Source organism: Thalassovita litoralis (assembly GCF_900182725.1).
GTDB classification, from domain to species: Bacteria; Pseudomonadota; Alphaproteobacteria; order Rhodobacterales; family Rhodobacteraceae; genus Thalassobius; species Thalassobius litoralis.
This window is the reverse complement of record NZ_FXTO01000003.1, coordinates 192,456-214,886: the sequence shown is the minus strand read 5'-3', so window position 1 is coordinate 214,886 and position 22,431 is coordinate 192,456. Positions and strand designations below refer to the sequence as shown.

The following is a 22,431-nucleotide window of genomic DNA, read 5'->3' as shown; positions in this document are numbered from 1 at the left end:
CAGGCGACCACAGAACCCCAAGGACCTGAAGGTCTGGACAATTGTTCAGACTCTTCATAGGTCAGCTTCTGCATACTTCATTTGTTAAAGGCAATTCCGTGACAAGCACCGTCAGCGAAGAAACCAAGGTCGGACAAAAAGTTGCGCGCAAACATGCAAGCAAAAAAGCCGCCTTGGTCGAGGCAGCTTTGGCAACCTTGTCACGGTTGGGGTATTCGCAGACGAACCTGCGGATCATTGCCTCGGACGCGGGGGTATCGCTGGGCACCATCCATTATTACTTTGCCGACAAGGACGAATTGCTGCGCCTGTGCGTGGTGCGGTTCAAGGATGACTTCTTTGAACTGATCCGCGATGTGTTCGGTTCGGTGGGGACGGGTCAGGACATCGGTGAACAACTGGCCGAGGCCTTGGCCAAAACCATCGAAGACCACGGCGAAACCCATCGGCTGTGGTATGACCTGCGCACGCAGGCGATGTTCGTGGATACCTTTCGTGACGAAGTAAAACGCATCGAAATGGAAATGGCGGCCATGCTGGACGGCTATTTTTCCCAAATCGGCGCGACGCAGGTGGATGGCAAGCTGATGTACCTGCAACTGGACGCGATTTATCGCTATTGGCTGGTGATTGCCCTGACCGAAGGCGGCGAATGGCGTGCCCCCTTCAAGCAGGAATTCCTTACGGTTCTGAACAGCGCATTGATGTCGTCCCGCCCGGCCTGATCCGGGACAGGACGACAGGCCCGGTTTGCTACCGGGAAACGCGATCAACCCGCGCCGGAGCCGGCGCAGGGCCGAAGCATTGTTGCACTAAGGAGGAGGATCATCATGGGAAAACCCTGGCTTCAGCATTACGGGACCATCCCGGCAGAGATTGACACCACGGCAAACGGGACCGTTCTGGACATCATCGAACAGGCCTCGGCCCGGTTTGGCGACCGGATGGCCTATACCAACCTTGGGGCGGAACTGAGCTTTGCCGAAACCGAGGCTTTGTCGCGCGATTTCGCGGCGTGGCTGCAAACAAAACTGGGTGTGAAAAAGGGCGACCGGATCGCGCTAATGACGCCGAATGTGCTGGCCTATGCGCCGATCAGTTTCGGTATCATCCGGGCAGGGGCGGTGCAGGTGAACGTCAATCCGCTGTATTCCCCGCGCGAATTGAAACACCAGTTGAACGATGCTGACGCCGATGTGATCGTGATCTTCAACCAGTCCACCCCGACGCTGGCCCAGATCGTGACCGAAACCGGGATCAAGACGGTGATCACGCTGGGGCTGGACGATGTAAAACCGCGCGGATTGCCCACGATCCCGGTGGACCCACGCCTGTCAGACATCGCTACGCCGCTGGCGCAGGTGTTAGAGCAGGGCAGGGACATGCCCTATACCCACCCGGACATGACGCAGGACGATCTGATTTTCCTGCAATACACCGGCGGCACCACGGGCCTGTCCAAGGGTGCCCAACTGACCCACGGCAACCTTGTGTCAAACATCGAAACCCTGATCGTGTGGTTCAATGGCATGGTCAAGGAAGGCGAAGAAACCATCATCACCGCGCTGCCGCTGTACCATATCTTTGCGCTGATGGTGAACCTGCTGTCGTTCTATCGGTTGGGCGCATCAAATGTGCTGATCACCAACCCGCGCGATATGGATGCCTTTGTAGCCGATTGGGGTAAACAGCCGATCACGATTTTTACCGGGGTAAATACGTTGTATGTGGGGCTGCTGCATCATCCGGGTTTTGCCCAGATTGATCACAGCGCGCTGAAACTGTCCTTTGGTGGCGGTGCGCCGGTGCAAAAGGCGGTATCGGATCGCTGGCGCGGTGTGACCGGCATTCACATCATCGAAGGCTACGGCCTGTCGGAAACCGGCCCGGTGCTGACGATGAACCTGATGACCTCGGATGACGCGACGGCCTCGATCGGGTTGCCGTTCCCCACCACCGATATCGTCATTCTGGACGATGACGAAAACGAAGTCCCGCAGGGCCAGACCGGCGAACTATGTGCCAAGGGGCCGCAAATCATGCCCGGCTATTGGCGCAACGAGGACGCGAATGCCAAATCCTTTACCAAGGACGGGTATTTCAAAACCGGCGATATCGCGGTGATGGATGACGCCGGATATTTCCGCATCGTGGACCGCAAAAAGGATATGATCCTTGTGTCCGGGTTTAACGTCTTCCCGAATGAGATCGAGGACGTTCTGGCAGGCATGGACGGACTGGTCGAAAGCGCCTGTGTGGGGGTGCCGGATGAAAAAACCGGCGAGGCGGTCAAGGTGTTCTGCGTGAAGAAAGACGACACCCTAAGCGCCGATGATGTCATCGCGCATTGCCGCGCCAACCTGACCGCCTACAAAGTGCCAAAACAGATCGCCTTTATCGACGAGCTGCCCAAAACCGCCGTCGGCAAAATCCTGCGCCGCGAGCTGCGGGATCGGTAAACCAAGGGGGCAGAGCCATCCGAAAGGCATGGCTCTGCCCGGCAAATGCCGCATGGTTCGTCCATGTGATCGCGCCCCGGCCTCGTGTTCGAGGCACGGCATGAAGGCCACGAAGATCATGATTACCCCCTAAGCTGCCTTTGCAATGCACGTTTCAGGGCAGCCTTGAATTCTGCAACACCGCGTTTGCGCCCCGCCGAGGCGGGTTCCAGTGTCACCAGTTCCAGATAAAGCGGGTCAGACAGCGGCTTGATGACGATGGTGTCGTCTTTCAGGGCCTTCGCGGAAAAGAAATCCGTTACGGTACACAGATCCATATGCCGGGCCAGACTGACGCTGAAGGGCAGGGTATAGGCAGAAATGTATCGTTTAGGGGTGATGCCGCGACGGGCCAGTTCGGCAAAGATAAATGCCCCGATTGGCGCTTTGGGGTTTTGCATGATGCTGGCGTGATGTTCCAGACTGGCCAGATCAAAGCAGTCGTGTATGGCTAGGGGGTGATCGGCCTTCATCACGGCGACAACTGGAAACTTTCCCAGCACGGTTTGACGTAACCCGGTTGGGTTTTCCAAAACACCGCCCACGGCAATATCGGCGGCGTTGCAGCGTAACGCCTCGATCTGGGCGCGCTGACCGCCGCCTTCCAGCACCAGATCCAGTTCGGGCATCTTCTGGTAAATTTCACCAATGGCGGCCGGGACGACTTCTAAAGCCAGCGCGCTGGAGGTGATAACCCGCAGCGACGACTGTGCGCCGATTCGAATTGCCTCGACGCTTTTTTCAACCTGCGCGACCCGTTCAAACAGACCGGCGGTTTCCTCGTAAAGGCGCTGCGCTTCCCACGTTGGTTCGATCCGCCCGCCGACATTCAGGAACAGCTCAAACCCAAGTTCCTTTTCCAAAACGGCCAGATGGCGGCTTAGCGTTGGCTGGGCCAATCCCAACTTGCGTGAAGCCGCGCTAATGTTCTGCATTTCATAGACAATTTGGAAAATCTGAAGGCGGTGAAGATTTGGGCCAGACATGCGATGTCTTTCTATTGTCGGGATTGTCCCCTCTGGGTAGCAGAGGAGAGGAGAGCGAATTTACTATAGTTAAAAGCTATAGATTAGGAATATTATAGTCAATTGACTATGGGGTGCTTTCGTTCTCCAATCCGGCAACGGAGAGATATATGCACGCCTTACCCTTTATTTTCCTTTTGATGTCGGTCTTCGCGGGCACCGCGATTGCCTATTTCGTTGGTAGCGCCACGATCCTTGGATTTTGGGCTTTCGACCAAACCCGCTATCTTGCTGCGCTGCCCCAGAAGGTCATGAGCCAACTGGACGTGTTCGCATTTCTGGCCATGCCGCTGTTCATCCTGACGGGTGAATTGATGAACCGTGGCGGCGTGACCGAGGCGCTGATCCGGTTTTCCATGTCGATGATGGGGCGGCTGAAAGGCGGCCTTGGGCATGTGAACATCCTGACCTCGGTGTTCTTTGCGGGCATTTCCGGGTCGGCCACGGCGGATGCCGCGGCGCTTGGGAATACGCTTGTGCCGGTGATGGAGAAGCAGGGCTACTCGCGCGATTATGCGGCGGCGATCACGGCGGCCTCGTCGATCATCGGGCCGATTATTCCGCCGTCGATCATCCTGATTTTCTATGGTGCGCTGCTGAATACTTCGGTTGTGGCTTTGTTTGCGGCGGGTATCGTGCCGGGGCTTTTGCTGGCGGCTGTTCTGATGGTCATCAACGCGATCTATGCCCACCGCGATGACCACCCTGGCGGCAAAGGTGCCGAAATCCCCGCCTTCTGGCCTTCGCTGCGCTACGCGCTGCCTGCACTGTCGCTGCCCGTCATTATGCTGTCCGGCATCCTGTTCGGCTTCATGACCCCGGCCGAGGCTGCTGGCGTCGCAGTGCTGGCCGCGTTTTTGGTGGGCAAATTCTATGGCCGGATTTCACGGCAAGACGTGTGGGAATCGATGCTGCGCACGGGCATGTTGTCGGGGGCGGTGTTCATCATTCTGGTGGCGATTGCGACCTTTGGCTACCTGACCTCGATTGAACAACTGCCGCGCAAGCTTGGGGAACTGGTCACGCAGCTTGGGCTTGGCCCGACGGGTTATATGCTGATGCTGAACCTGATTTTCATCGTTGCGGGGATGTTCATGGACGTCAAAGCGGCGGTGGCCTTGCTTGGCCCGCTGTTGATCCCACCGGCCATCGCGCTTGGGATTGATCCGGTCCACATGGGGATTGTGGTTTGCTTTAACCTGACCGTGGGGCTGCTGACCCCGCCCTTGGGGGGCGTGTTGCTGATCCTCTCGACCGTGGTGGAAATTGGCTATTGGCGTCTGGTGCGCGCGGTTCTGCCCTTCCTGATCGCTGAAATGATCCTGCTTTTCGTACTGGCGCTGGTGCCTGACATCTCGTTGACGCTGCCGCGCCTGATGGGGCTGCACTGACCCCAACCCTGATAAACCCGGAGGAAACACCTTGAATAAACTGAAAACCCTGATGGCAGCCACGGCCAGCGTGCTTGCCTTTGCATCGGCGGCACAGGCAATGGACGATGTGGTTATCGCCTTTGCCGGAACCGAAGACCCGGTGCGCGACGCCGAATATGTCTTTATCGAAGCCTTCGCCAACAGCCTTGCCGAACATGGCGTTCAAAGCGTGATCCACCCGGCCAATTCGCTGGGCAAGGAAAGCGAACGCTTCGATCAGGTGTCCCAAGGTCTGATCAATGTGAACGTGGCCAATGGCGGCACATTGTTCAAAGCGTCGGAATTTTCGCATGTCCTGTTCCTGCCGTTCCTGTTCAGCAGCGAAGCGCAGTTTGACGCGGCGCTGGAAAATTCGGGCGCATATGATCACATGAACAAAGACACTGCCGCGCGTGGGGTTCGTATTGCCGGGTTTGCCATGCGTGGTGGGTCTTTGGGCCTGTTCAACACGGAAAAACCGATCAGCACGATGGCCGATGTCGAGGGAATGCGCTTTCGCGCCCAGAACGGCGATCAGGTGAAATACATGGAAGCCTGGGGCGCACGTCCGACCGTTGTCAGCTGGGCCGAAACGCCGAACGCGTTGCAAACCGGCGTGGCGGTTGGGCATTTCAATCCGCCCTCGACCGTCGTAGCGGCGGGTCAGGTGGAACTGTTGAAGCATTTCACCCCAATGGATGCGGGCGTTGTGCCCAAGGTCGTGATGCTGTCGTCCGATTGGTATGATGACCTGAGCGACGAAGAACAGGGCTGGGTTGATGCGGCGGTTGCTGCGGGAACCGCGGCCAACCGGGCGTGGGCCAAAAATATGGTGCCAGTATTCGAAGACATCATTCAAAAGGGCGGCATCACGATCACCCCGCTGAAGGACGGTGAGCGCGACAAGTTCGTCGCCGCGACCAAGGTTCTGTGGCCCGATCTGGTGCCTCAGCGGATCATCGACGTGATCGCGCCACACGTTAAATAAGCAAACAAACCACCCGCAGGATATCGAACATGACAGGTTTCGTCACCGCAATCAGTTCCGTTAGCGACGCAGTTGATCGCGTTTTGCGGGTGGTCGCCATTTTCTTTCTGGCCGTTATGGTCGGCCTGATCTGCCTTCAGGTGTTGGCGCGTTATGGCTTTTCCTCGCCCCCTGCATGGACCGAGGAGGCCGCGCGTTATGCTATGGTCTGGGTTGGGCTGCTGGGAGCCAGCGTGTCCTTTAAGGCGCGATTTGATCCCGCTTTGGTCAGCTATGGCCCTGAAACCGGGCGCCCCAAACGATTGATCGCGGGGGCCATTCAGGCCGCGTCCGTGGTGATCTTTTTTAGCCCGATCCTGTGGTACTGTTTCTTTGGCCCAAAGATGAATGTGGCCCGGTCGTTTTTGATGCGAACGCTTAACGTCAAGGCGGAAACATTTGATATGTCGATGATTTTCGTCTCTGTCACAGTGCCGGTCTTTATTCTTGCGATTGGGCTGCACGGGCTTTCAATGATTGTAAAATCGTTAAGCCAACCCGAATAAATCCCCCCATCGTTCCCTATCTTGGAGTTCCAGAATGTCGCCTGTTTTACCGGCAGCAATTGCTGCTGACCGCGAATTTATCCAACGCCTGACTGATATTCGCCGGGATATTCACGCCCATCCCGAAACCGCATTCGAGGAAACGCGTACCGCCGGTATCGTCGCCGCGCATCTGGAGCGGCTGGGGATGCAGGTGCATCGCGGGCTGGGGAAAACCGGGGTGGTTGGAACCTTGCAGGGCAATCGACCGGGGCAGCGCGTGATCGGGTTGCGGGCGGATATGGATGCCTTGTTTATCGAGGAGGAAACCGGGCTTCCCTATGCCTCGACCGTGCCGGGGAAAATGCACGCTTGCGGCCATGACGGGCATACGGCGATGCTAATGGGGGCCGCGGAAAAGCTGGCGCAAAACCCCGATTTCGCGGGCACCGTACATTTCATATTTCAACCCGCCGAGGAGGGCCTTGGCGGTGCGCGTGTGATGATCGAGGACGGGTTGTTTGATCTGTTCCCGTGCGATGCCGTTTATGCGGTTCACAACAATCCGCAACGCCCCTTGGGGCAGGTGATTACCCGCAGCGGCGGTTTCATGTCCGCCGGGGATACATGGGAAGTACAGTTTCACGGCACCGGCGGTCATGGGGCCATGCCCGAACGCAGCATCGACCCGACCGTTCCGGCGGGGCAGTTTATCGCTTCGCTCGGGTCAGCTATTTCGCGCCGGGTGGCTGGGACGGACAGCGCGGTGATTTCGGTCGGGCATATCGCGGCAGGGGATTACAACAGCCCCAACATCATTCCGCCCAAAGTCACGATCCGCGGCACGGCCCGCACCTATACCCCGTCCGTGCGGGATACGGTTGAACACATGATTGATGCCTTGGCACAGGGGGCGGCGGCACCTTTTGATGTGCGGGTGGAAACGATTTATACCCGGCGCTATCCGCCGCTGGTGAATAGCCCGGAAAACGTTGAAACTGCCCTGATTGCGGCCAGCCACACGGTCGGGGGCGATGATGTGAATGCGAATGCAACCCCCCAAGGCGCCAGCGAGGATTTCGCCTTTATGCTGGAAAAAGTGCCGGGTGCTTATGTGATGATCGGCAACGGGGATGGGCCAGATTCAGCCTTTGTTCATACTCCAAAGTTCAACTTCAACGACGCGCTGCTGCCGATTGGGATTGCCTATTGGCTGAACCTTGTGCAGGCCGAATTGGGCCAGAATTAGAAACCTCTTGGGTGCAGTCGATTGCGCAGCCGCGCCTTCGGCATTCCTCTGGGCCAATCCGGTCGGGTTCTTTCCAACTCCCCCTCATGCAGAGCCTCTGCCCAAGGGTATGCCTGCCTTAAACTCGGTCGGGTAGCCGATGACAGAGGACGCATTGCGTTGCCGCCAAGCCAGTTAAGCTGCTTGGCGGCAATAGTTTTTACTGGCTAAACGGTAGCGTGGAATATCCCATTTCCGATAGCGCGGCAGCGGCGGCGGGGTGCCACTGTACCGGCGGTGTTGCGCCCGCGACGAAATCTTTCGTGGTGCCGTTGACGATGGGATGCACTTCGCGGGCACGGTCCATATTGCCCAGGAACCGGGTGATGATCTGTGTCACAGCCGCATCAGGCAGATCGGCGCGGGCCATGATCCAGATCGGCACACCGAAGGTCTGCACATTGTCGTCTTGCTGCGCATAGGTGCCCGCCGGGATCGTCACCGGCACCACCGCCCCCGGAGGGTTCATGCCCATCACGGCTGTCAGCGTTTCAGGCGACACGGACAGCCAGCGCACGTTACGGCTGGTGGCCAGATCCTGAAGCGCGGGCGCGCCGCTGCCCATGACTGTGGTCAGCGCATCCAGATTGCCGTCGCGTACCCCGGCCACCTGTTCCGTCAGGCTGTTGGGGCGGGCGTCATAGTCGCCGTCATTCACGCCTTCGGCTTTCAGAACCTGCCGCACATAGGTGTTGGCCGACGATCCCGGTTCCCCCAGACCGACACGTTTGCCTTTCAGTTCACCTGGGGTCTTTGATTCCAATTCCTTGGGGACGATCATTTGAACCAGTGATGCATAGATCGGCATGATCGCCCGCAGATCGGTAAAGGCGGACGGGTATTTGCCCTCGCCCCGATACGAACTGTAGGCCTGCCCGCCGGTATGCAGGATCAGTTGCGCCTCGTCGCCGCGCAGCAGGCGGTCATTTTCCACCACGCCCGCGCTGGGGAAGGGGGTGATTTTCAGATCAGGGCTGTCTTCGTTCACCACAGTGGCCACGGCAACCGCATACATATAGCCGGTGCCGCCGCTGGACGAGGTGGCGAAACCCAGTTCGGTCCGGTCCTGCGCCAAGGCCGCGCCGCCAAGCGCCGCAACGGTGGCCAGTCCCAACAGGCTGGCCCGCAGGCCGGTCTTTTTCAGTCTCATGGTCATCTTCTCCTCCTTTGATGTTACCAGAGAGGTCAGTGCTCGGCTTGTTCCCGAGTGGGGATCAGGCCGGGCCTTGGTCGTGTGAATTCACCGATGGCAATGGCCAGCGCGATCAGTGCGGCGCCCAGCACATCGCTCAGATGATCAGGGGCAAAGGCCATCAGCGCACCGACCAGGAACATGGCGCGGCGCGGCAATCCGACATGGCCGCGGAAATAGCCCACGGTGGCTGCCGACAGGCCAACTACGGCGATGGAAACGTTCAGCAACGGCACCAGCAGTCCCAGGACATCGCCCTGAAACAGCAGGCCGGGCTGGAACACGAAAATATAGGGCATCAGGAATGCTGGCAGCGCGATCCGCAGCGACGTGACCGAGGTTTGTAGCGGTGACGCCCCGGCAATCCCGGCGGCAGTGAACGATCCCAACGCGACAGGCGGGGTGATCGCCGACAAGGTGCCGAAATAAAACACGAACATATGCGCAGCCAATGGCGGCACGCCCAGCCGCACCATCACTGGCGCGATAATCAGCGCCAGAATGATATAGCAGGCCACGGTCGGCAGCCCCATGCCCAGCACGATGGAACTGATCATGGTCAGTATCAGCAACAGTAGCAGCGAATTTTCCGCCGCCTTGGCCATGATCGTGGTCAGGTTCAGCCCCAGTCCGGTCACTTCGACGACGCCCACAACGATCCCGGCCACAGCAACGGCCACGGCCACGGGCGCGACGCTGGTCATACCGTCGATCAACGCATTCACCAGCGCCCGAAAGGACAGCCGATGACGCGGTTGCAGCAGGTTCAGCGTCAATAGCAGCGCCAACGACAGAAGTGCCGCATAGCGGGGTGAATATTGCAGCATGACCATGCCGAACAACACCACCAGAGGGGCCAGCAAGTAACCGGAATCTTTCAGCAATTCACGGGTTTTGTCCTTCTCGAAGGCATCCAGCCCCCGCAGCCCTTTCTTGCTGGCCTCCAGATCGACCACCAAAAACAGGTTGATATAGTAGATCAGCGCCGGAAACACCGCTGCCAGAATGATCGTGCCGTATCCGACCTGAAGCATATCGGCCATGATGAACACAGCAGCGCCCATCACCGGCGGCATCAACTGACTGCCCGACGAGGCCACGGCCTCGACCGCGCCAGCGAAATGCGGCGCGTATCCGACGCGCTTCATCATGGGAATGGTAAAGGTGCCGCTTGCAGCTACATTGGCCACGGCAGACCCGGAAATGCTGCCCAGAAGACCGCTGCCCACCACGGCGATCTTGGCCGGGCCGCCCCGCATCCGCCCCACCATCAATTGCGACAGGCGGACAAAGGTGTCAGACGCCCCGGTTGCCGCCAGAAAGGACGAAAACAACAGGAAGTAGAGAACCACATCGGCCACAACGCCCAGCGGAACCCCCAGTACGCCCTTGGTGGTCAGGTAGTTGCCAGCCATCAGCGAGTTCCATTTCAGCCCCCGGTGGGACAGAATGTCGGGCATTTCCCGCCCGAACAGCGCGTACAGGATGAACGCGATGGCGATAATCGGCAGCGCCGGGCCAAAGGCCAGCCAAGTGGCAAACAGCAAGGTGCCCACCATGATCGTCGCCAGCACCACTTCGGTCTGGCCATAAAAGCCCGCGCTTTCGGCGATGACTTGGAAATTCATGACGATGAACCCCATCGTCACCACGCTGGACGCCACCCCCAGATACAGCGATACCAACAGCACTTTGTGTTTCAGGGGGTTGGGCGGGGTACGTTGCGCCCAACCCAGAAAGACCAGGCACATCGCCGATCCCAGCATGATTGATCGCTGGATCAGCGCGGGATAGCTGCCATACCACGCGGTGTAGATGAAAAAGGCGGCGGTGGCGATCGCGATCACAGCAATCATCGCACGTGGTATCGCGCGGAACGCGCCGGTTGGGGATGCTGTAGCATCGGTCATGGGGTTGGCTCCTCCGGTTGGCGCTGGTCCTGACCCCGAAAGGGGCGGGGACGGACCAAGACGCCGGTCAGTCATGTCAGAATGTGATGTTGCGGATACAGCGGGGGGCTGTGTCCGAACCTCTGTGGGGCGAATGGGCCGCCCCCGGCGGTGCTTATCCCGGATCGGCGGCGGCGCGGTGCAGCGACAGCGCATCCAGCGCCACGAACCGCCCGTCGCGGGTCAGGGCCAGCGGGTTGATTTCTATCTCCTCGATGGTGGGGTCGGCGGCAAAGGCATTCCCCAAGTCGGCCAGAGCCTGTGCCAATCCGGACAGGTCGCCCTTGGGGCCGCCGCGATACCCGTCAAACAGCGGGGCGGTCGTCAGCCCGCGCAGCAGGTCCAGCACGGCATCGGGTGTCAGCGGTAAATAGGCCATCGCGCTGTCGGGGCGTAACTCCACCTCGACTCCGCCGCGTCCGATCAGCAGCAGCGGGCCAAATACTGCGTCCCGCTTGAACCCCACGATCAGTTCCTGCGCGATGGGCGACATTTCCTGAAGCAGGATACCGTCCAGCCGCAACGCCCCCGTGTTGGCGATGTCCAGCATGTCCTGCACGGTGCGTTTCAGCGTATCGGCATCCTCGAGTCCCAGTTTGACCCCGCCATGTTCGCTTTTGTGCAGCATGTCGGGGCTTTGCAGCTTGACTGCCAGGGGTGGGGTCAGCGCAGTCAACGCCGCCGCTGCCTGGTCCGGGGTCTGGATCAGAACCTGATCGGGAAAGGCCAGACTGGATTGGGCGCGGATGAAATCCTGCGCCCGAACCTCGGCGCGGGCCTCCAGCGTAGTAGGGGCGGGCAGGGGGGCGGACCATTGCGTGCCGCGCAGGCGATGGGCCTTGTCACGGGCCGCACCGATCTGCCGTGCGATTTTCATCGCATGTACCGCTTCGGGAATGTCGGGGAAGACTGGCAGACCATGTGCTTCCAGTTCCCGGACCACCTGCGCCGGGGCGCCGATCCAGACCACGGCCACCTGTTTGCCGCGATTGGCAAAGGCCCGGACCAGACTTTCAGACAGGTCTTTGGAAATACTGACCATCAGCCCGATGAACAGCACGAAACTGTCGTGATCCGGGGCATTACCCAACGCATCCAGCACCCGGCCGAAAATCCCGCTGTCCCCGGCCACGCTGCCGGTGACATCCAGCGGGTTATTGGCCGAAACGAAGCCGGGAAGCGCGTCATTGATCCGCGCCTGTGTTTCTGCGTCAAAGGGCGGTACGGCAAATCCGGCCTCGTCCAGTTCGTCCGCCAGCATGACACCGGCACCGCCCGATACGCTGATCACTCCGACATTGGGGCCGGATGCAGGCGGTTGCAGCAGGATCAGCCGGGCGACCGACATCATATCGGACAGCGAATTCACCCGCACGATACCGATCTGGTCGAACAGGGCCTGATAACGGGCATCTTCGCCCGCCAGCGCCCCGGTATGTGATGCCGCAGCCGCCGCGCCGGTTTGCGAGCGGCCCGATTTGATCAGCAAAACGGGTTTGCCCGCCGCGATGGCGGTCAATGCGGCATCGCGGAAGGCCGGGCCATCCTTGATGTCTTCGATATAACAACCGATCACGCGGGTGTCGGGATCATGGGCCAGATGGTGAATGGCATCGGACACGGTGATCCCGGCCTCGTTTCCGGTGGCGATCCAAGACGACACACCGATCCCGCGCTGAAATACCATGTCCAGCCAATAGGCCCCCAGCGCCCCGCTTTGCGACACGAAGCCAAAGCCCCCTTCGATTAGGGCGTGATCCTCCATCGCGGTGGTGAAGGACGCGATGACATGGTTGCGAATATTGATCGCGCCCAGACAATTCGGCCCCAGCAACAACGCCCCGGCGGCCTCGCACATCTGGCGCAGGCGGGCCTGTATCGCCGCGCCGTCTGCCGAATATTCCCCAAAGCCGGAAGAAAACACGACAAAGGCTTTTACCCCGGCGGCGATCCCGTCGCGCAGGATGTCCTCGACTGACGCGGCAGCCGCCGCGACAATGGCCAGATCAACCGGCGCACCGATGGCGGACAGGGACGGATAGGCCTGCAATCCCTGCACCATATCGGCCTTGGGGTTGATCGGATAAATCTGACCAGCATAGCCCAGCTTTTTCATATAGGCGATGGGCCGCCCGCCGATCTTCAACGGGTTCGACGACGCCCCCACAACCGCAATCGACTGCGGGTTCAGCAGCACATCCAGAGTCTTGAACGCATGGGTCATAGCTTTGCACTTCCCTTGATGACCGGATCGCCATCTTGATTTTCCACCCAAACGGCAAAGCCGACGCCGTCCTGCGGGTCATGCCGGGCGGTCAGCCGGTCGCCGATCCGCACGGGCTTGGTGAACCGGATGTCCAGCGTGGCGCTAGCGCAGCGGGCCGCGCCAAATTCGCGCCGCAGCATCTGCCAAATCAGCGCCAGAGACATGGTGCCGTGGGCGATTACACCCTTCATCGGCGTGGTCGCGGCAAAGGCGGGGTCCACATGGATAGGATTGAAATCATTGGTGATCACGGCATATTTGCCGATCACTTCGGCAGAGATTTCCAGCGCGACGGTGCTGGTGCGATCTGCGGGTGCGGGGGTATCGGTCAGGCTGCCCATATCATCCTCATCGTGCCGGAAAACAGAAAATTGCCGTCTTCGTCATGGCTTTGGGTTTCCAGATCCAGCCAGCGGCGGCCATTGCGCAGCTCTTTGCCGGTACAGGTGACGGTGGTGCTGACGGTCTGGCCCAGCTTTGGCAGGCGGTGCAGCGCAAAGGCTTGGCTGGCATGGACATTGCCGGGCGGGCGCGGGGCAATCAGTTCCATGTAGGCGTTCATCACCAGAACGGCGGTCATGCCTTCGGGCATGTCGGGCGCACAGGCGTCGTCGTCGGGGAACAGCGCTGTCCATTTGGCAAACAAGGCGTCGTCCAGCGTGACAGGCGCCGCGCCGAAGCTATGGCCGGGCTGGAAATCGTCAAAGGTGATCATACGCGGCTCCTTTGGGCTTGCGGCATCTTGAACCCTTCTGCACCACGCGGTTCGAACACGATTTCCACCGGATCGCCGATCTGTGTGTCCAGCCGGTCGGTGCCAATCACGTTCAGCATCAGCCGCACGCCTTCGGTCATGTCGACCAGCGCCAGCACATAGGGCAGGTGATCGCGGAATGCGCTGGTCGGGCCACGATGGACGATGGAAAAGCTGGCGATCACGCCGCGCCGGTTGCTTTCGCGCCAGATCAGCGCGTTGGAGTGACAGGCGCCGCAATAGCTGCGCGGTACGGCCTGAACCGCCCCGCAAGCGCTGCAATGCTGAAGTACCAGACGCCCCTGTTGCGCGGCATCCCAATAGGGGCGGGTATCGGCATTCGGGGTGGGGATGGGTAGATCCATTCGCGTTACTCCTGTCCCAGAACAAGGCTGCAATGTGCCGACAGAATGCCGCCATCGCCGTGGACAAAGGCCAATTCGGCCCCCCGGACCTGCCGGGCTTCGGCCTCGGCCCGCAACTGGTGAACGGCTTCGACGATATGAAAGGCACCGCCAGCGGCCCCGGAATGGCCATAGCTCATCAGGCCGCCGTGGGTGTTGGTGGGCAACCGCCCGCCCAGCGACAGATCGCCCGCCAAGGCAGCTTTGCCTGCCTCGCCCTTTTCAAAGAACCCGATGGATTCCAGTTCTGCCAGCAAGGTGATGGTGAAACTGTCATAGATTTCCGCGACGTCGATGTCCCGCGCCGTCACCCCCGCCTGCGCAAACGCCAGCGCCGAGGAGGCTTTGCAGCCGAATTCCGTCAGGGATGGGGCGGCCATGATATGTTCATGGGTATGTCCCTGTCCGCTGCCCAATACCCGCACGGGTTTGCGGGTGTCCCGCGCCGCATCCGCTGCGCTGACGATCACCGCCGCGCCGCCATCGGAAATCAGACAGCAATCCAGCAGCCGCAGCGGCGACGCGATAACGCGGCTGTTGGCGACATCCTCCAGCGTCAGCGGATCGCGTTTGGTCGCCTTGGGATGCAGGGCAGCATGTTTGCGAGCTGCCACCGCAATGGCGGATAATTCGTCCCGCGACACGCCGTACCAATGCAGATAAGCCTGCGCCACCAGCGCATAGGAGGCCGGAACCGACATGCCATAGGGTTGTTCGAATTCAGGGTGGCCCACTGTGGCCAGCGCCGCCACGGCCCCGTCGCGTGTCATCCCCGTCAGACGGTTGTCGCCGGTGACGCACAGCACATGACGGCACGCCCCGGATTCCACCAGTGCCACCGCATTGGCCAGCATAATACAGGCGGTCGCCCCCCCGGCCTGAATGGCGGTGTTGAAGCTGGGACTGATCCCGAAATATTCGCTGAACACTGAACTCAGCATCAGATGTGGGACGGTCATCGAATAGCCGCATAACACGCCGTCAATATCCTGCGCGGTCAGGCCCGCGTCTTTCAGTGCGGCATTGGCGGCTTCGGCGTGTAGCCCCAGCGCGGTCGATCCGGGCAACTCGCCCATCGCCGTATCGGCGACGCCGGTAATACAAGCTGTATGCTGTTTGCGCGGCGTCATCGGGGCGTGTCTTTCTTGGTCATGCTGTCCCAGTCAAATTCAAGGGGTTTCTTGTCCAGGAAGCGTTGAACCGCTTCCTTGTGATAGTCCGAGGCAAGGCACAGCGCCTGCGCCATGGCTTCCATGTCGGCCAGCGCCCGCTGATCGGTATGAAGTGCCTGATTCAGGATGGTTTTTGCCATGCCTGCCGCCAGCCGTGATGATGTATCGAACCGCTTTGCAAAGGTCAGTGCGGCTTCCAGCAGGGTTTCAGGGGCGTGAATTTCCAAGACGATCCCCATATCCTGCGCTTCGGCGGCAGACAGGGACCGGGCGGTCATTACCAGTTCCTTGGCGCGGGCCAGCCCCACAATGCGCGGCAGCAAAAAGAACCCACCCAGATCGGGAACCAGACCGATCCGCCCGAACACGGCACAGAACCGGGCGCGGGGGCTGGCCAGAATGAAATCCGCCGCCAGCGCCAGATTGAACCCCGCGCCAAAGGCCGGGCCATCCACCGCAGCAATCACTGGTAATTCCAGATTGGACAGCTCGGTGAACCATGTGTGCAGCTTGGCAATCCGTTCGCGGTTTTCGTCTACGGGGCGTTCTTCTTCGGTCAAGGCCTTCAGATCGCCCCCGGAACAGAATGCACCGCCGCTGCCGGTCAGGATCAGAGACCGCAGCCCCCGGTCCGCGCGGATCGCTGGCAGCAAGGCGGCGATTTCATCGCGCATGGCGATGTCCAAACTGTGCCGAACTTCGGGCCGGGTGAAGGTGATGATGCCGGTCTGACCTCGGGTTTCATAGGTCAGTGTCTGGAATGCGCCGGTCATGTCTCCTCCTTCATATTTTCGCAATGGTGAATTTATTTTTATATAGAGAATATTGGAATCTAGAAAATGACCTGTCAATCATTTTTTAGACTCTTGCGCACCGCAGTTCCGGACAGGTGGCGCGCAACGCAACAGGCCCGGCACTGGGCCGGGGTAGGGGGCGTATAAGGGTTGGGAAAATGGTCCGTTCCGGTCTTGGTACGGGAAGGAACAAGACCGGAACGGGGTTCGGCGCTTTGGGGCTTACAGCTCCAGCGCGCGCGAAATCAGGTTGCGCTGCACCTCCGAGGTGCCTTCGCCAATGACATAAACCAACGCGTCGCGATGAATGCGTCCCACGGAATAATCCCGCATGATCCCCGCGCCGCCGTGGATGCGGATTGCTTGTTCCGATGCCCGCACTGCAACTTCTGAGGCAAACAGCTTGACCTTGGCAGCCATATGCGTGGTCAGCCGGTTTTGATCGACCAGCCAAGCCCCGTGATAGACCAGCCAGCGGGCGGCTTCGATTTCCGCATCCATGTCGGCGATCTTGTGGGCGATGGCCTGATATTGCCCCAGCCGTTTGCCCGCCACTTCGCGTTCACGGGCATAGGCGATGGACGCATCCCGCGCCGCGCGGGCCATCCCCAAGGCATTCGCGGCCACCCCGACCCGGTTTTCCGACAGCGAGTCGATAATGATCGGATAGGTGCCGGTCTGGTGCCCCAGCAAGGCATCGTCCGGGACTTCCAGCCCGTCGAAATGGATCAGTCCGGTTTCCGACGCTCGAATCCCCTCTTTCTCTAGTTTGTGGATGGATACGGCGGGGTTGGGCAGGTCGATAATGAACAGGCTGATTGCATGGGGCTTCAACTCGGGCGAGGTGCGGGCCGCCAGCAGCATGAAATCCGCAATCGGAGAGTTGGTGATATACGTCTTCGCCCCGGAAATTCGCCAGCCGCCCTCAATCTTTTCTGCCTTGGTGGACAGGGCGCGAATATTCGATCCGCCACCGGGTTCTGACAGGCCAAAGGCGCTGATCCTCCTGCCTTCGAATGCGGCGGGCAGGTATTTCGCTTTTTGCTCGGGCGTGCCTGCCTTCCAGATCGGCCAGATCCCCAGATGGGTATGGGCTGACCAAGAGGACGCGAACGCCTGACTGGCATAGCTCAGTTCTTCGCGCACGATGCAATCGCTGATTTTGTCCATGCCGGACCCGCCATCTTCGGTCGGATAGCGCACCCCCAGCAGGCCCAGTTCACCCCATTTGCGGAACATTTCCGGCGGAAAGGTTTCGTCGTCATCGTGTTTGCGGGCAATCGGTGTGATTTCCGACGCGGCAAAGCGCCGGACCATATCGCGGACCTGTTCGTGTTCCTCTGTAAAGGTGAAGTCCATCTTCCCTCTCTCCTCCGATATTCTTATTTGAGAATAATATTTGAGATGGAGAATAATTGGCTTTGCGATCCCTTGGCAAGACCGCAAAGCCGTCTATCGTCAGGATTTGGGGAAAATCCCCATCTTTTTCGCGATGATCTGCAACATCACCTCGTTCGCGCCGCCCCCTACGGCGGTTTGCCGGGCTTCGCGGTACACGCGGGTGATGAAGTTGTCGTTCATGAACCCCTGACCGCCCCAGAACTGGGTCAATTCTACCGGGATTTCCATCGACAGCCGCCCGATCAGGTATTTCGCCATCGACGCCAGCTTGGTCACGTCCTCGCCGTTCAGATAAGCCTCTAATGCGCGGTACAGCAGCGCCCGGACGGATTCGATCTGGGCCTGCATTTCAGCCAGCTTGAAATAGATGTATTGATTGTCCAGCAATGGTTTGCCAAAGGCTTTGCGCTGGCGCAGATAGTCGATAGTTTCTTCAATCGCGATGTCCAGAAACCGCCACGACCGGGCGGTGACAAACAGGCGTTCCTCCTGAAACTGTTCCATCTGATAGCGGAACCCGTGGCCCTCTTCGCCGATCAGGTTGGCCTGCGAAATGCGCACATCGTCAAAGAACAACAGCGCCGTGTCCGAGGACCGATACCCCACCTTGTCCAGTTTCTTGCCCACGGTGATGCCGGGCGTGTCCAAGGGCAGGGCGATCAGGGATTTGTTGCGATGGGGACCGTTATCCGTGTCGGTATTGACCAGCAGGCAAATCCAATCGCCCTGAACCCCGTTGGTGATCCACATCTTCGATCCGTTTATGATGTAATCGCCACCATCTTTACGGGCATGGGTTTTTAACTGTGCCACATCCGATCCAGCGCTCGCTTCGCTGACGCCGATACAGCCGACCAGATCGCCCGCGATGGTCGGGGCCAGGAACTCTGCCTTCAGCCGGTCGCTGCCATGTTTGGCCAGCGCCGGGGTACACATGTTGGTCTGTACCCCGATGGCCGAACAAATGCCCATCGTGCGGATATTCCCCAACTCCTCGGCAAAGGCGATCTCGAACGAAAAATCCAGTTCCATCCCGCCCCATTCGGCGGCTTTGCCGATCCCCAGCAGTCCGGCATTGCCAAAGGCTTTCATCACCTGACGGCCGGGGAAAATGCCCTCTTCCTCCCATTGGTCGACAAAAGGGTTCACATGGGTGTCCACCACAGCCTTCGTGGTGCGGCGCAATTCGTCGTGTTCCTGAGTCCAGATCATGGCTTGTCCTTGGGATTGGGGCGCTGCCGCACGATCAGATGCGCCTCGCCGATTTGTGAAACCCGTCCGTCCGGAGCGGTGATGCGGATTTCCAGTACAACCGTGCCGCTGCCCCGCGTGGGGGCGGTGCGACCGATCACCGTGGCGTCAGCGGTCAGGCTATCGCCGACAAAAGCGGGGGACAGGAACCGCCACGGGCCAAGCTGTCCCATCGCGATCAGGCTGTCGCCCAGTACATTCCCGATGGATGCCATGGCCTGCGCCACCGGATGCGGCCCATGCGCAATGGCGCGGCCAAAGCGGTTGTCCGAACTGGTGTTGATCGGGTGATAGGCGTTGAACAGCTCTGAATGCCGGGCAATCCGCGCGGCACTGCAATCTATTGTCGGCAGTGACAGGACTGTGCCGGGCAGCAGGGTGTCGTACCAATAGTCGTTACATGATTCCATCATAACCTCCCTTTGTAGGAAGGTTAATCTTTGTGATTTATGAATCACAAGTCATTTATTTGATTGATTAGCCTTTCTGTTCGGCGATCTTAGCCAATCCCAGCATGTTGTGGCTCAGCGCTTCCAGCTTTGCATCGTCGATCTGTTCGGAAATGCCGATGGCGCTGACCGCCAAAAAGGGCTGCCCCTTGGCGTCGGAAAGGGCGATGGCGACGGTGGTGATCCCAATGGCGAAATTGCCCCGGTCTACTGCGAACCCGGCTTCGCGCACCTGTTGCAATTCGGTGTACCACTGGTCGAAATCCAGTGGGCGGGCCAGGCGTACCTTCTTGAACTGGCGTTCCATTTTAGCCTTTGGCAGATTGCTGAGCGTGGCAAAGCACCGCCCCAATGCACCAGAGAACAGCGGCAGCCTTTGCCCGATCCGCATTGAAATTTGCACCGTCGCTGTGGGTTCTGCCCGGTCCACCAGCACCACCCGATCTTCTTCGACCACCTGCCACAGGTTCATGGCCACCCCGAATTTCAACGCCAGACGCTGCAATTCAGGATGCAGTACGCGAATGTGGTTTTCCCGGTCCAGCGCCCCCTGCGCCAGCGACACCACGCCCATCGACAGCGCATAGGTTTTCGTGGTCTGGTCGAAACTTGCCAGCCCTTCATGAACCAGCGTCCGCAACAGGTTGAAGCAAGTCGATGGGTTGATTGCCAGATCCCGCGCCACCTGTGTGACGCCAACCCCGCCCCGCGCTTTTTGCAGATACCGCAGGATTGCCAGCCCGTTTACCAAAGCCCCGACAAGTTTTTCCGGTGCGCTTTCTTTCATGGAATCTCTCAAATTGGAAACACTATTCTCACAAGAGAATATGGCGGCCGCTTGCAGATTGTAAACTGCCTGAATGAGGCATCGTTGCCGCAGGGTTACGAAAACAGCCCATACCGCATCAGGTTGGCATATCCCTGCACAGCCGTTTCCGGGATGTCGCCGCTGTCTTTGTACTGCATTGCGATATAGGCTCGTGCGCCCAGCAGGATCGACACCACCGCCGCCAGCTCCGCGTCTGACATGCGCCGCAAATCCCCGGCCTCCATCGCGCGTTTCAGGGCGCGGTGATAGCCGTCGCTCAGCCGTTTGATATGGGCTTCATGGGCGACCGGGGCAAAAACCTCGGCTTCGTACAGGACGCGGTAAAAACCGGGATTGGCTTTCAGATAGGCGCAATAGGCGCGGAACCGTGCGATTTCCCGTTCGATCCCGGTGCCGACATGGGTCAGATCGGTGGTGATCTGGTCAGTCATCTTCTGCCCGACATAGGGCAGCAACACATCGAACAGCCCCTGACGGTCCTTGAAGTAATTATAGAACGTGCCGTGGGCCACGCCTGCCGCCTCTGTCACCTTGGCGATCGACGTGGCGGCATAGCCCATTTCCCCGACAATATCCGCTGCCGCATCCATCAGATTGCGATAGGTCAGTTGCGCCTTTTCATCCCGCGTCAGCTTGGTTTTCTTACGGGGACGCTTGAAAGACGGAACTTCGGCTTCTGCGGTGGTGGTGTCTTTCGGGTTCGGCACAGGCACATCCAAGGCTTGTCACAGGTCTTTCAGGGTCTCATCCCGTAGCACACGCTTCAGGATTTTGCCAGACGGATTGCGGGGCAAAGCCTGAACCAGACGCATGTCCTTGGGGCACTTGAAACCAGCCAGCCGGCTGCGGCAAAAGGCGGTCAACTGGTCCAGTGTCAGTGATTGGCCGGGGCGTGGTACGATCACGGCCATCGGCACCTCGCCCCATTTGTCATCGGGCTTGGCGATCACGGCCACATCTTCGACCTGCGGCATCATGAAAATCACTCGTTCCAACTCGGACGAGGCAATGTTTTCCCCGCCCGAAATGATCATGTCCTTCTTGCGGTCGGTCAGGAACAGGAACCCGTCCTGATCCAGATAACCCACATCGCCGGATCGCAGGAACCCGTCCGGGAACATGGCGGCGGCGGTGCGCTCGGGGTCTTTCCAATAGCCGCGCGTGACTTTCGGTCCGCGCATACAGATTTCCCCGGCTTCCCCGATGGGCTGGACGGCCCCCGCATCGTCGCGGATTTCCAGTTCTACCATGCTGACGGGCCGCCCGACCGACCCGATCTTGTCGATCTCGCGGCCCGGTTCCATCAGCGTGTCACCCGATACGGTTTCGGTCATGCCATAGGCGTCGATATAACGGGCCTTCGGGAACAAGTTGCCGAAATCACGGATACGGCTTTCGGGGGTGCGATCCCCGCCTGCGATACACCATCGCAAGGACGACAGATCGGGCAGTCCGTCCCGTTCCAGCGCCAGAATGCCGCTGGTCATCACCGGGGCCAGCCAGATCCCGGTAATCCGTTCCCGTGCGATTGTGTCCACCACTTGTTGCGCATCGTAATCGCGCAGCACCACCAGCGTGCCGCCCACCATATGCACGGCCATTCCCGGCAGATCGCAGGCCCCCACGTGATACAGCGGCCCCACCATGCACAGCCGATCCTGCGCACTCAGTTGCAGCGACAGAACCATATCCATGTTCTTGTAATGGAAATTGTCATAGCTGTGGGTTACGCCCTTGGGGCGGTCCGTGGTGCCGGACGTATACATCAGCCGCATCAGATCACCGCCCGCGCGGGGCTGCGGCGCATCTATCGGATCACCGCCCAGCACAAGGCCGGGATCGGATTGCGCCGCTGTATCCAGCAGCAGAACCGGGCGGTCCATCCCTTCCAAAACCGGGGCAAATTCCGCATCCGCCAGCACCAGATCCACCCCGGCATGGCCGGTGATATAGCCGATCTCCTCGGCTGATAGGCGGAAATTCATCGGCAGCGACACCGCGCCCAGATGCGACAGCGCATACAGCAATTCGATGAAGGCGCTTGAATTTTTCATCATCATGCCAACGATACTGTCCGGCCCGATCCCCCGTGCCTGCAACCCGCCCGCCAGTCGCCGCACCCGTTGATCCAGCGTGGCCCAGTCCAGCTGTGTATCGCCATAAATCAGCGCCTCCGCCTGTGGACGGATGCGGGCGTGAAAACGCAACTGTGCGGACAGGTTCAGCATGGTCAGG

Annotated in this window: 21 protein-coding genes; 6 read left to right on the top strand and 15 right to left on the bottom strand. The window is 59.7% G+C overall.

The window, feature by feature from the left end:
- Window positions 1-98: 98 nt before the first annotated feature.
- Both FN828_RS04730 and FN828_RS04725 read left to right on the top strand, forming a co-directional pair.
- Window positions 99-725, top strand: coding sequence for a TetR/AcrR family transcriptional regulator (locus FN828_RS04730; protein WP_185958930.1), 627 nt, complete (start codon window positions 99-101; stop codon window positions 723-725).
- Window positions 726-830: 105 nt separating this feature from the next.
- Window positions 831-2,459, top strand: a complete 1,629-nt coding sequence (locus FN828_RS04725) for an AMP-binding protein (protein WP_142492238.1) — start codon at window positions 831-833, stop codon at window positions 2,457-2,459.
- Window positions 2,460-2,581: 122 nt separating this feature from the next.
- Here the strand turns inward: FN828_RS04725 and FN828_RS04720 are convergent, their stop codons facing one another.
- A complete protein-coding gene (locus tag FN828_RS04720; protein ID WP_142492237.1) occupies window positions 2,582-3,484 on the bottom strand; it encodes a LysR family transcriptional regulator in 903 nt (300 codons plus the stop codon).
- 149 nt (window positions 3,485-3,633) lie between these two features.
- On the opposite strand from FN828_RS04720, the gene FN828_RS04715 reads away from it, so the two are divergent.
- The 4 genes from FN828_RS04715 to FN828_RS04700 are packed head-to-tail and all read left to right on the top strand — an operon-like array spanning window position 3,634 to window position 7,696.
- Window positions 3,634-4,914: a TRAP transporter large permease gene (locus FN828_RS04715; RefSeq protein WP_142492236.1), complete on the top strand. Its 1,281-nt coding sequence runs from the start codon at window positions 3,634-3,636 to the stop codon at window positions 4,912-4,914.
- A 31-nt stretch (window positions 4,915-4,945) separates the two neighbouring features.
- The gene (locus tag FN828_RS04710; protein ID WP_235891399.1) at window positions 4,946-5,923 is read left to right on the top strand and encodes a TRAP transporter substrate-binding protein; all 978 of its coding nucleotides are present in this window, start codon (window positions 4,946-4,948) and stop codon (window positions 5,921-5,923) included.
- A gap of 29 nt (window positions 5,924-5,952) precedes the next feature.
- Window positions 5,953-6,468, top strand: coding sequence for a TRAP transporter small permease (locus FN828_RS04705; protein WP_142492235.1), 516 nt, complete (start codon window positions 5,953-5,955; stop codon window positions 6,466-6,468).
- Window positions 6,469-6,502: 34 nt separating this feature from the next.
- Window positions 6,503-7,696, top strand: a complete 1,194-nt coding sequence (locus FN828_RS04700) for a M20 aminoacylase family protein (protein ID WP_142492234.1) — start codon at window positions 6,503-6,505, stop codon at window positions 7,694-7,696.
- A gap of 199 nt (window positions 7,697-7,895) precedes the next feature.
- On the opposite strand, the gene FN828_RS04695 is transcribed toward FN828_RS04700, so the two are convergent.
- The 14 genes from FN828_RS04695 to FN828_RS04630 form a co-directional block, all read right to left on the bottom strand.
- Window positions 7,896-8,891 carry a TAXI family TRAP transporter solute-binding subunit gene (locus tag FN828_RS04695; RefSeq protein ID WP_142492233.1) on the bottom strand — a complete coding sequence of 332 codons (996 nt, stop codon included), beginning with the start codon at window positions 8,889-8,891 and terminating at the stop codon, window positions 7,896-7,898.
- A gap of 29 nt (window positions 8,892-8,920) precedes the next feature.
- Window positions 8,921-10,837 carry a TRAP transporter permease gene (locus tag FN828_RS04690; RefSeq protein WP_185958929.1) on the bottom strand — a complete coding sequence of 639 codons (1,917 nt, stop codon included), beginning with the start codon at window positions 10,835-10,837 and terminating at the stop codon, window positions 8,921-8,923.
- 154 nt (window positions 10,838-10,991) lie between these two features.
- Window positions 10,992-13,100 (bottom strand): acetate--CoA ligase family protein, encoded by a 2,109-nt coding sequence (locus tag FN828_RS04685; protein ID WP_142492231.1) that lies wholly within the window; start codon window positions 13,098-13,100, stop codon window positions 10,992-10,994.
- Window positions 13,097-13,483 (bottom strand): MaoC family dehydratase, encoded by a 387-nt coding sequence (locus FN828_RS04680; RefSeq protein WP_142492230.1) that lies wholly within the window; start codon window positions 13,481-13,483, stop codon window positions 13,097-13,099. The genes FN828_RS04685 and FN828_RS04680 overlap by 4 nt, the downstream gene beginning before the upstream one ends.
- Window positions 13,471-13,857: a hotdog family protein gene (locus FN828_RS04675; protein WP_142492229.1), complete on the bottom strand. Its 387-nt coding sequence runs from the start codon at window positions 13,855-13,857 to the stop codon at window positions 13,471-13,473. Before FN828_RS04675 ends, FN828_RS04680 begins: the two co-directional genes overlap by 13 nt.
- The gene (locus FN828_RS04670) at window positions 13,854-14,261 is read right to left on the bottom strand and encodes a Zn-ribbon domain-containing OB-fold protein (protein ID WP_142492228.1); all 408 of its coding nucleotides are present in this window, start codon (window positions 14,259-14,261) and stop codon (window positions 13,854-13,856) included. The genes FN828_RS04675 and FN828_RS04670 overlap by 4 nt, the downstream gene beginning before the upstream one ends.
- A 5-nt stretch (window positions 14,262-14,266) precedes the next feature.
- Window positions 14,267-15,430, bottom strand: a complete 1,164-nt coding sequence (locus FN828_RS04665) for a thiolase family protein (protein WP_142492227.1) — start codon at window positions 15,428-15,430, stop codon at window positions 14,267-14,269.
- Window positions 15,427-16,245 carry an enoyl-CoA hydratase/isomerase family protein gene (locus FN828_RS04660; RefSeq protein ID WP_142492226.1) on the bottom strand — a complete coding sequence of 273 codons (819 nt, stop codon included), beginning with the start codon at window positions 16,243-16,245 and terminating at the stop codon, window positions 15,427-15,429. The genes FN828_RS04665 and FN828_RS04660 overlap by 4 nt, the downstream gene beginning before the upstream one ends.
- A 243-nt stretch (window positions 16,246-16,488) precedes the next feature.
- Window positions 16,489-17,625: an acyl-CoA dehydrogenase family protein gene (locus FN828_RS04655; protein ID WP_142492225.1), complete on the bottom strand. Its 1,137-nt coding sequence runs from the start codon at window positions 17,623-17,625 to the stop codon at window positions 16,489-16,491.
- Between the two features lie 99 nt (window positions 17,626-17,724).
- Entirely contained in the window at window positions 17,725-18,879 is a 1,155-nt protein-coding gene (locus FN828_RS04650) for an acyl-CoA dehydrogenase family protein (RefSeq protein WP_142492224.1), read from the bottom strand.
- Window positions 18,876-19,328 carry a MaoC family dehydratase gene (locus tag FN828_RS04645; RefSeq protein WP_185958928.1) on the bottom strand — a complete coding sequence of 151 codons (453 nt, stop codon included), beginning with the start codon at window positions 19,326-19,328 and terminating at the stop codon, window positions 18,876-18,878. Before FN828_RS04645 ends, FN828_RS04650 begins: the two co-directional genes overlap by 4 nt.
- Window positions 19,329-19,395: 67 nt before the next feature.
- On the bottom strand, window positions 19,396-20,154 hold the full coding sequence (locus tag FN828_RS04640; protein WP_142492222.1) for an IclR family transcriptional regulator: 759 nt from the start codon (window positions 20,152-20,154) through the stop codon (window positions 19,396-19,398).
- 95 nt (window positions 20,155-20,249) lie between these two features.
- On the bottom strand, window positions 20,250-20,903 hold the full coding sequence (locus tag FN828_RS04635) for a TetR/AcrR family transcriptional regulator (protein ID WP_235891398.1): 654 nt from the start codon (window positions 20,901-20,903) through the stop codon (window positions 20,250-20,252).
- A gap of 18 nt (window positions 20,904-20,921) precedes the next feature.
- Window positions 20,922-22,424, bottom strand: coding sequence for an AMP-binding protein (locus FN828_RS04630; RefSeq protein WP_142492221.1), 1,503 nt, complete (start codon window positions 22,422-22,424; stop codon window positions 20,922-20,924).
- Window positions 22,425-22,431: the final 7 nt, after the last annotated feature.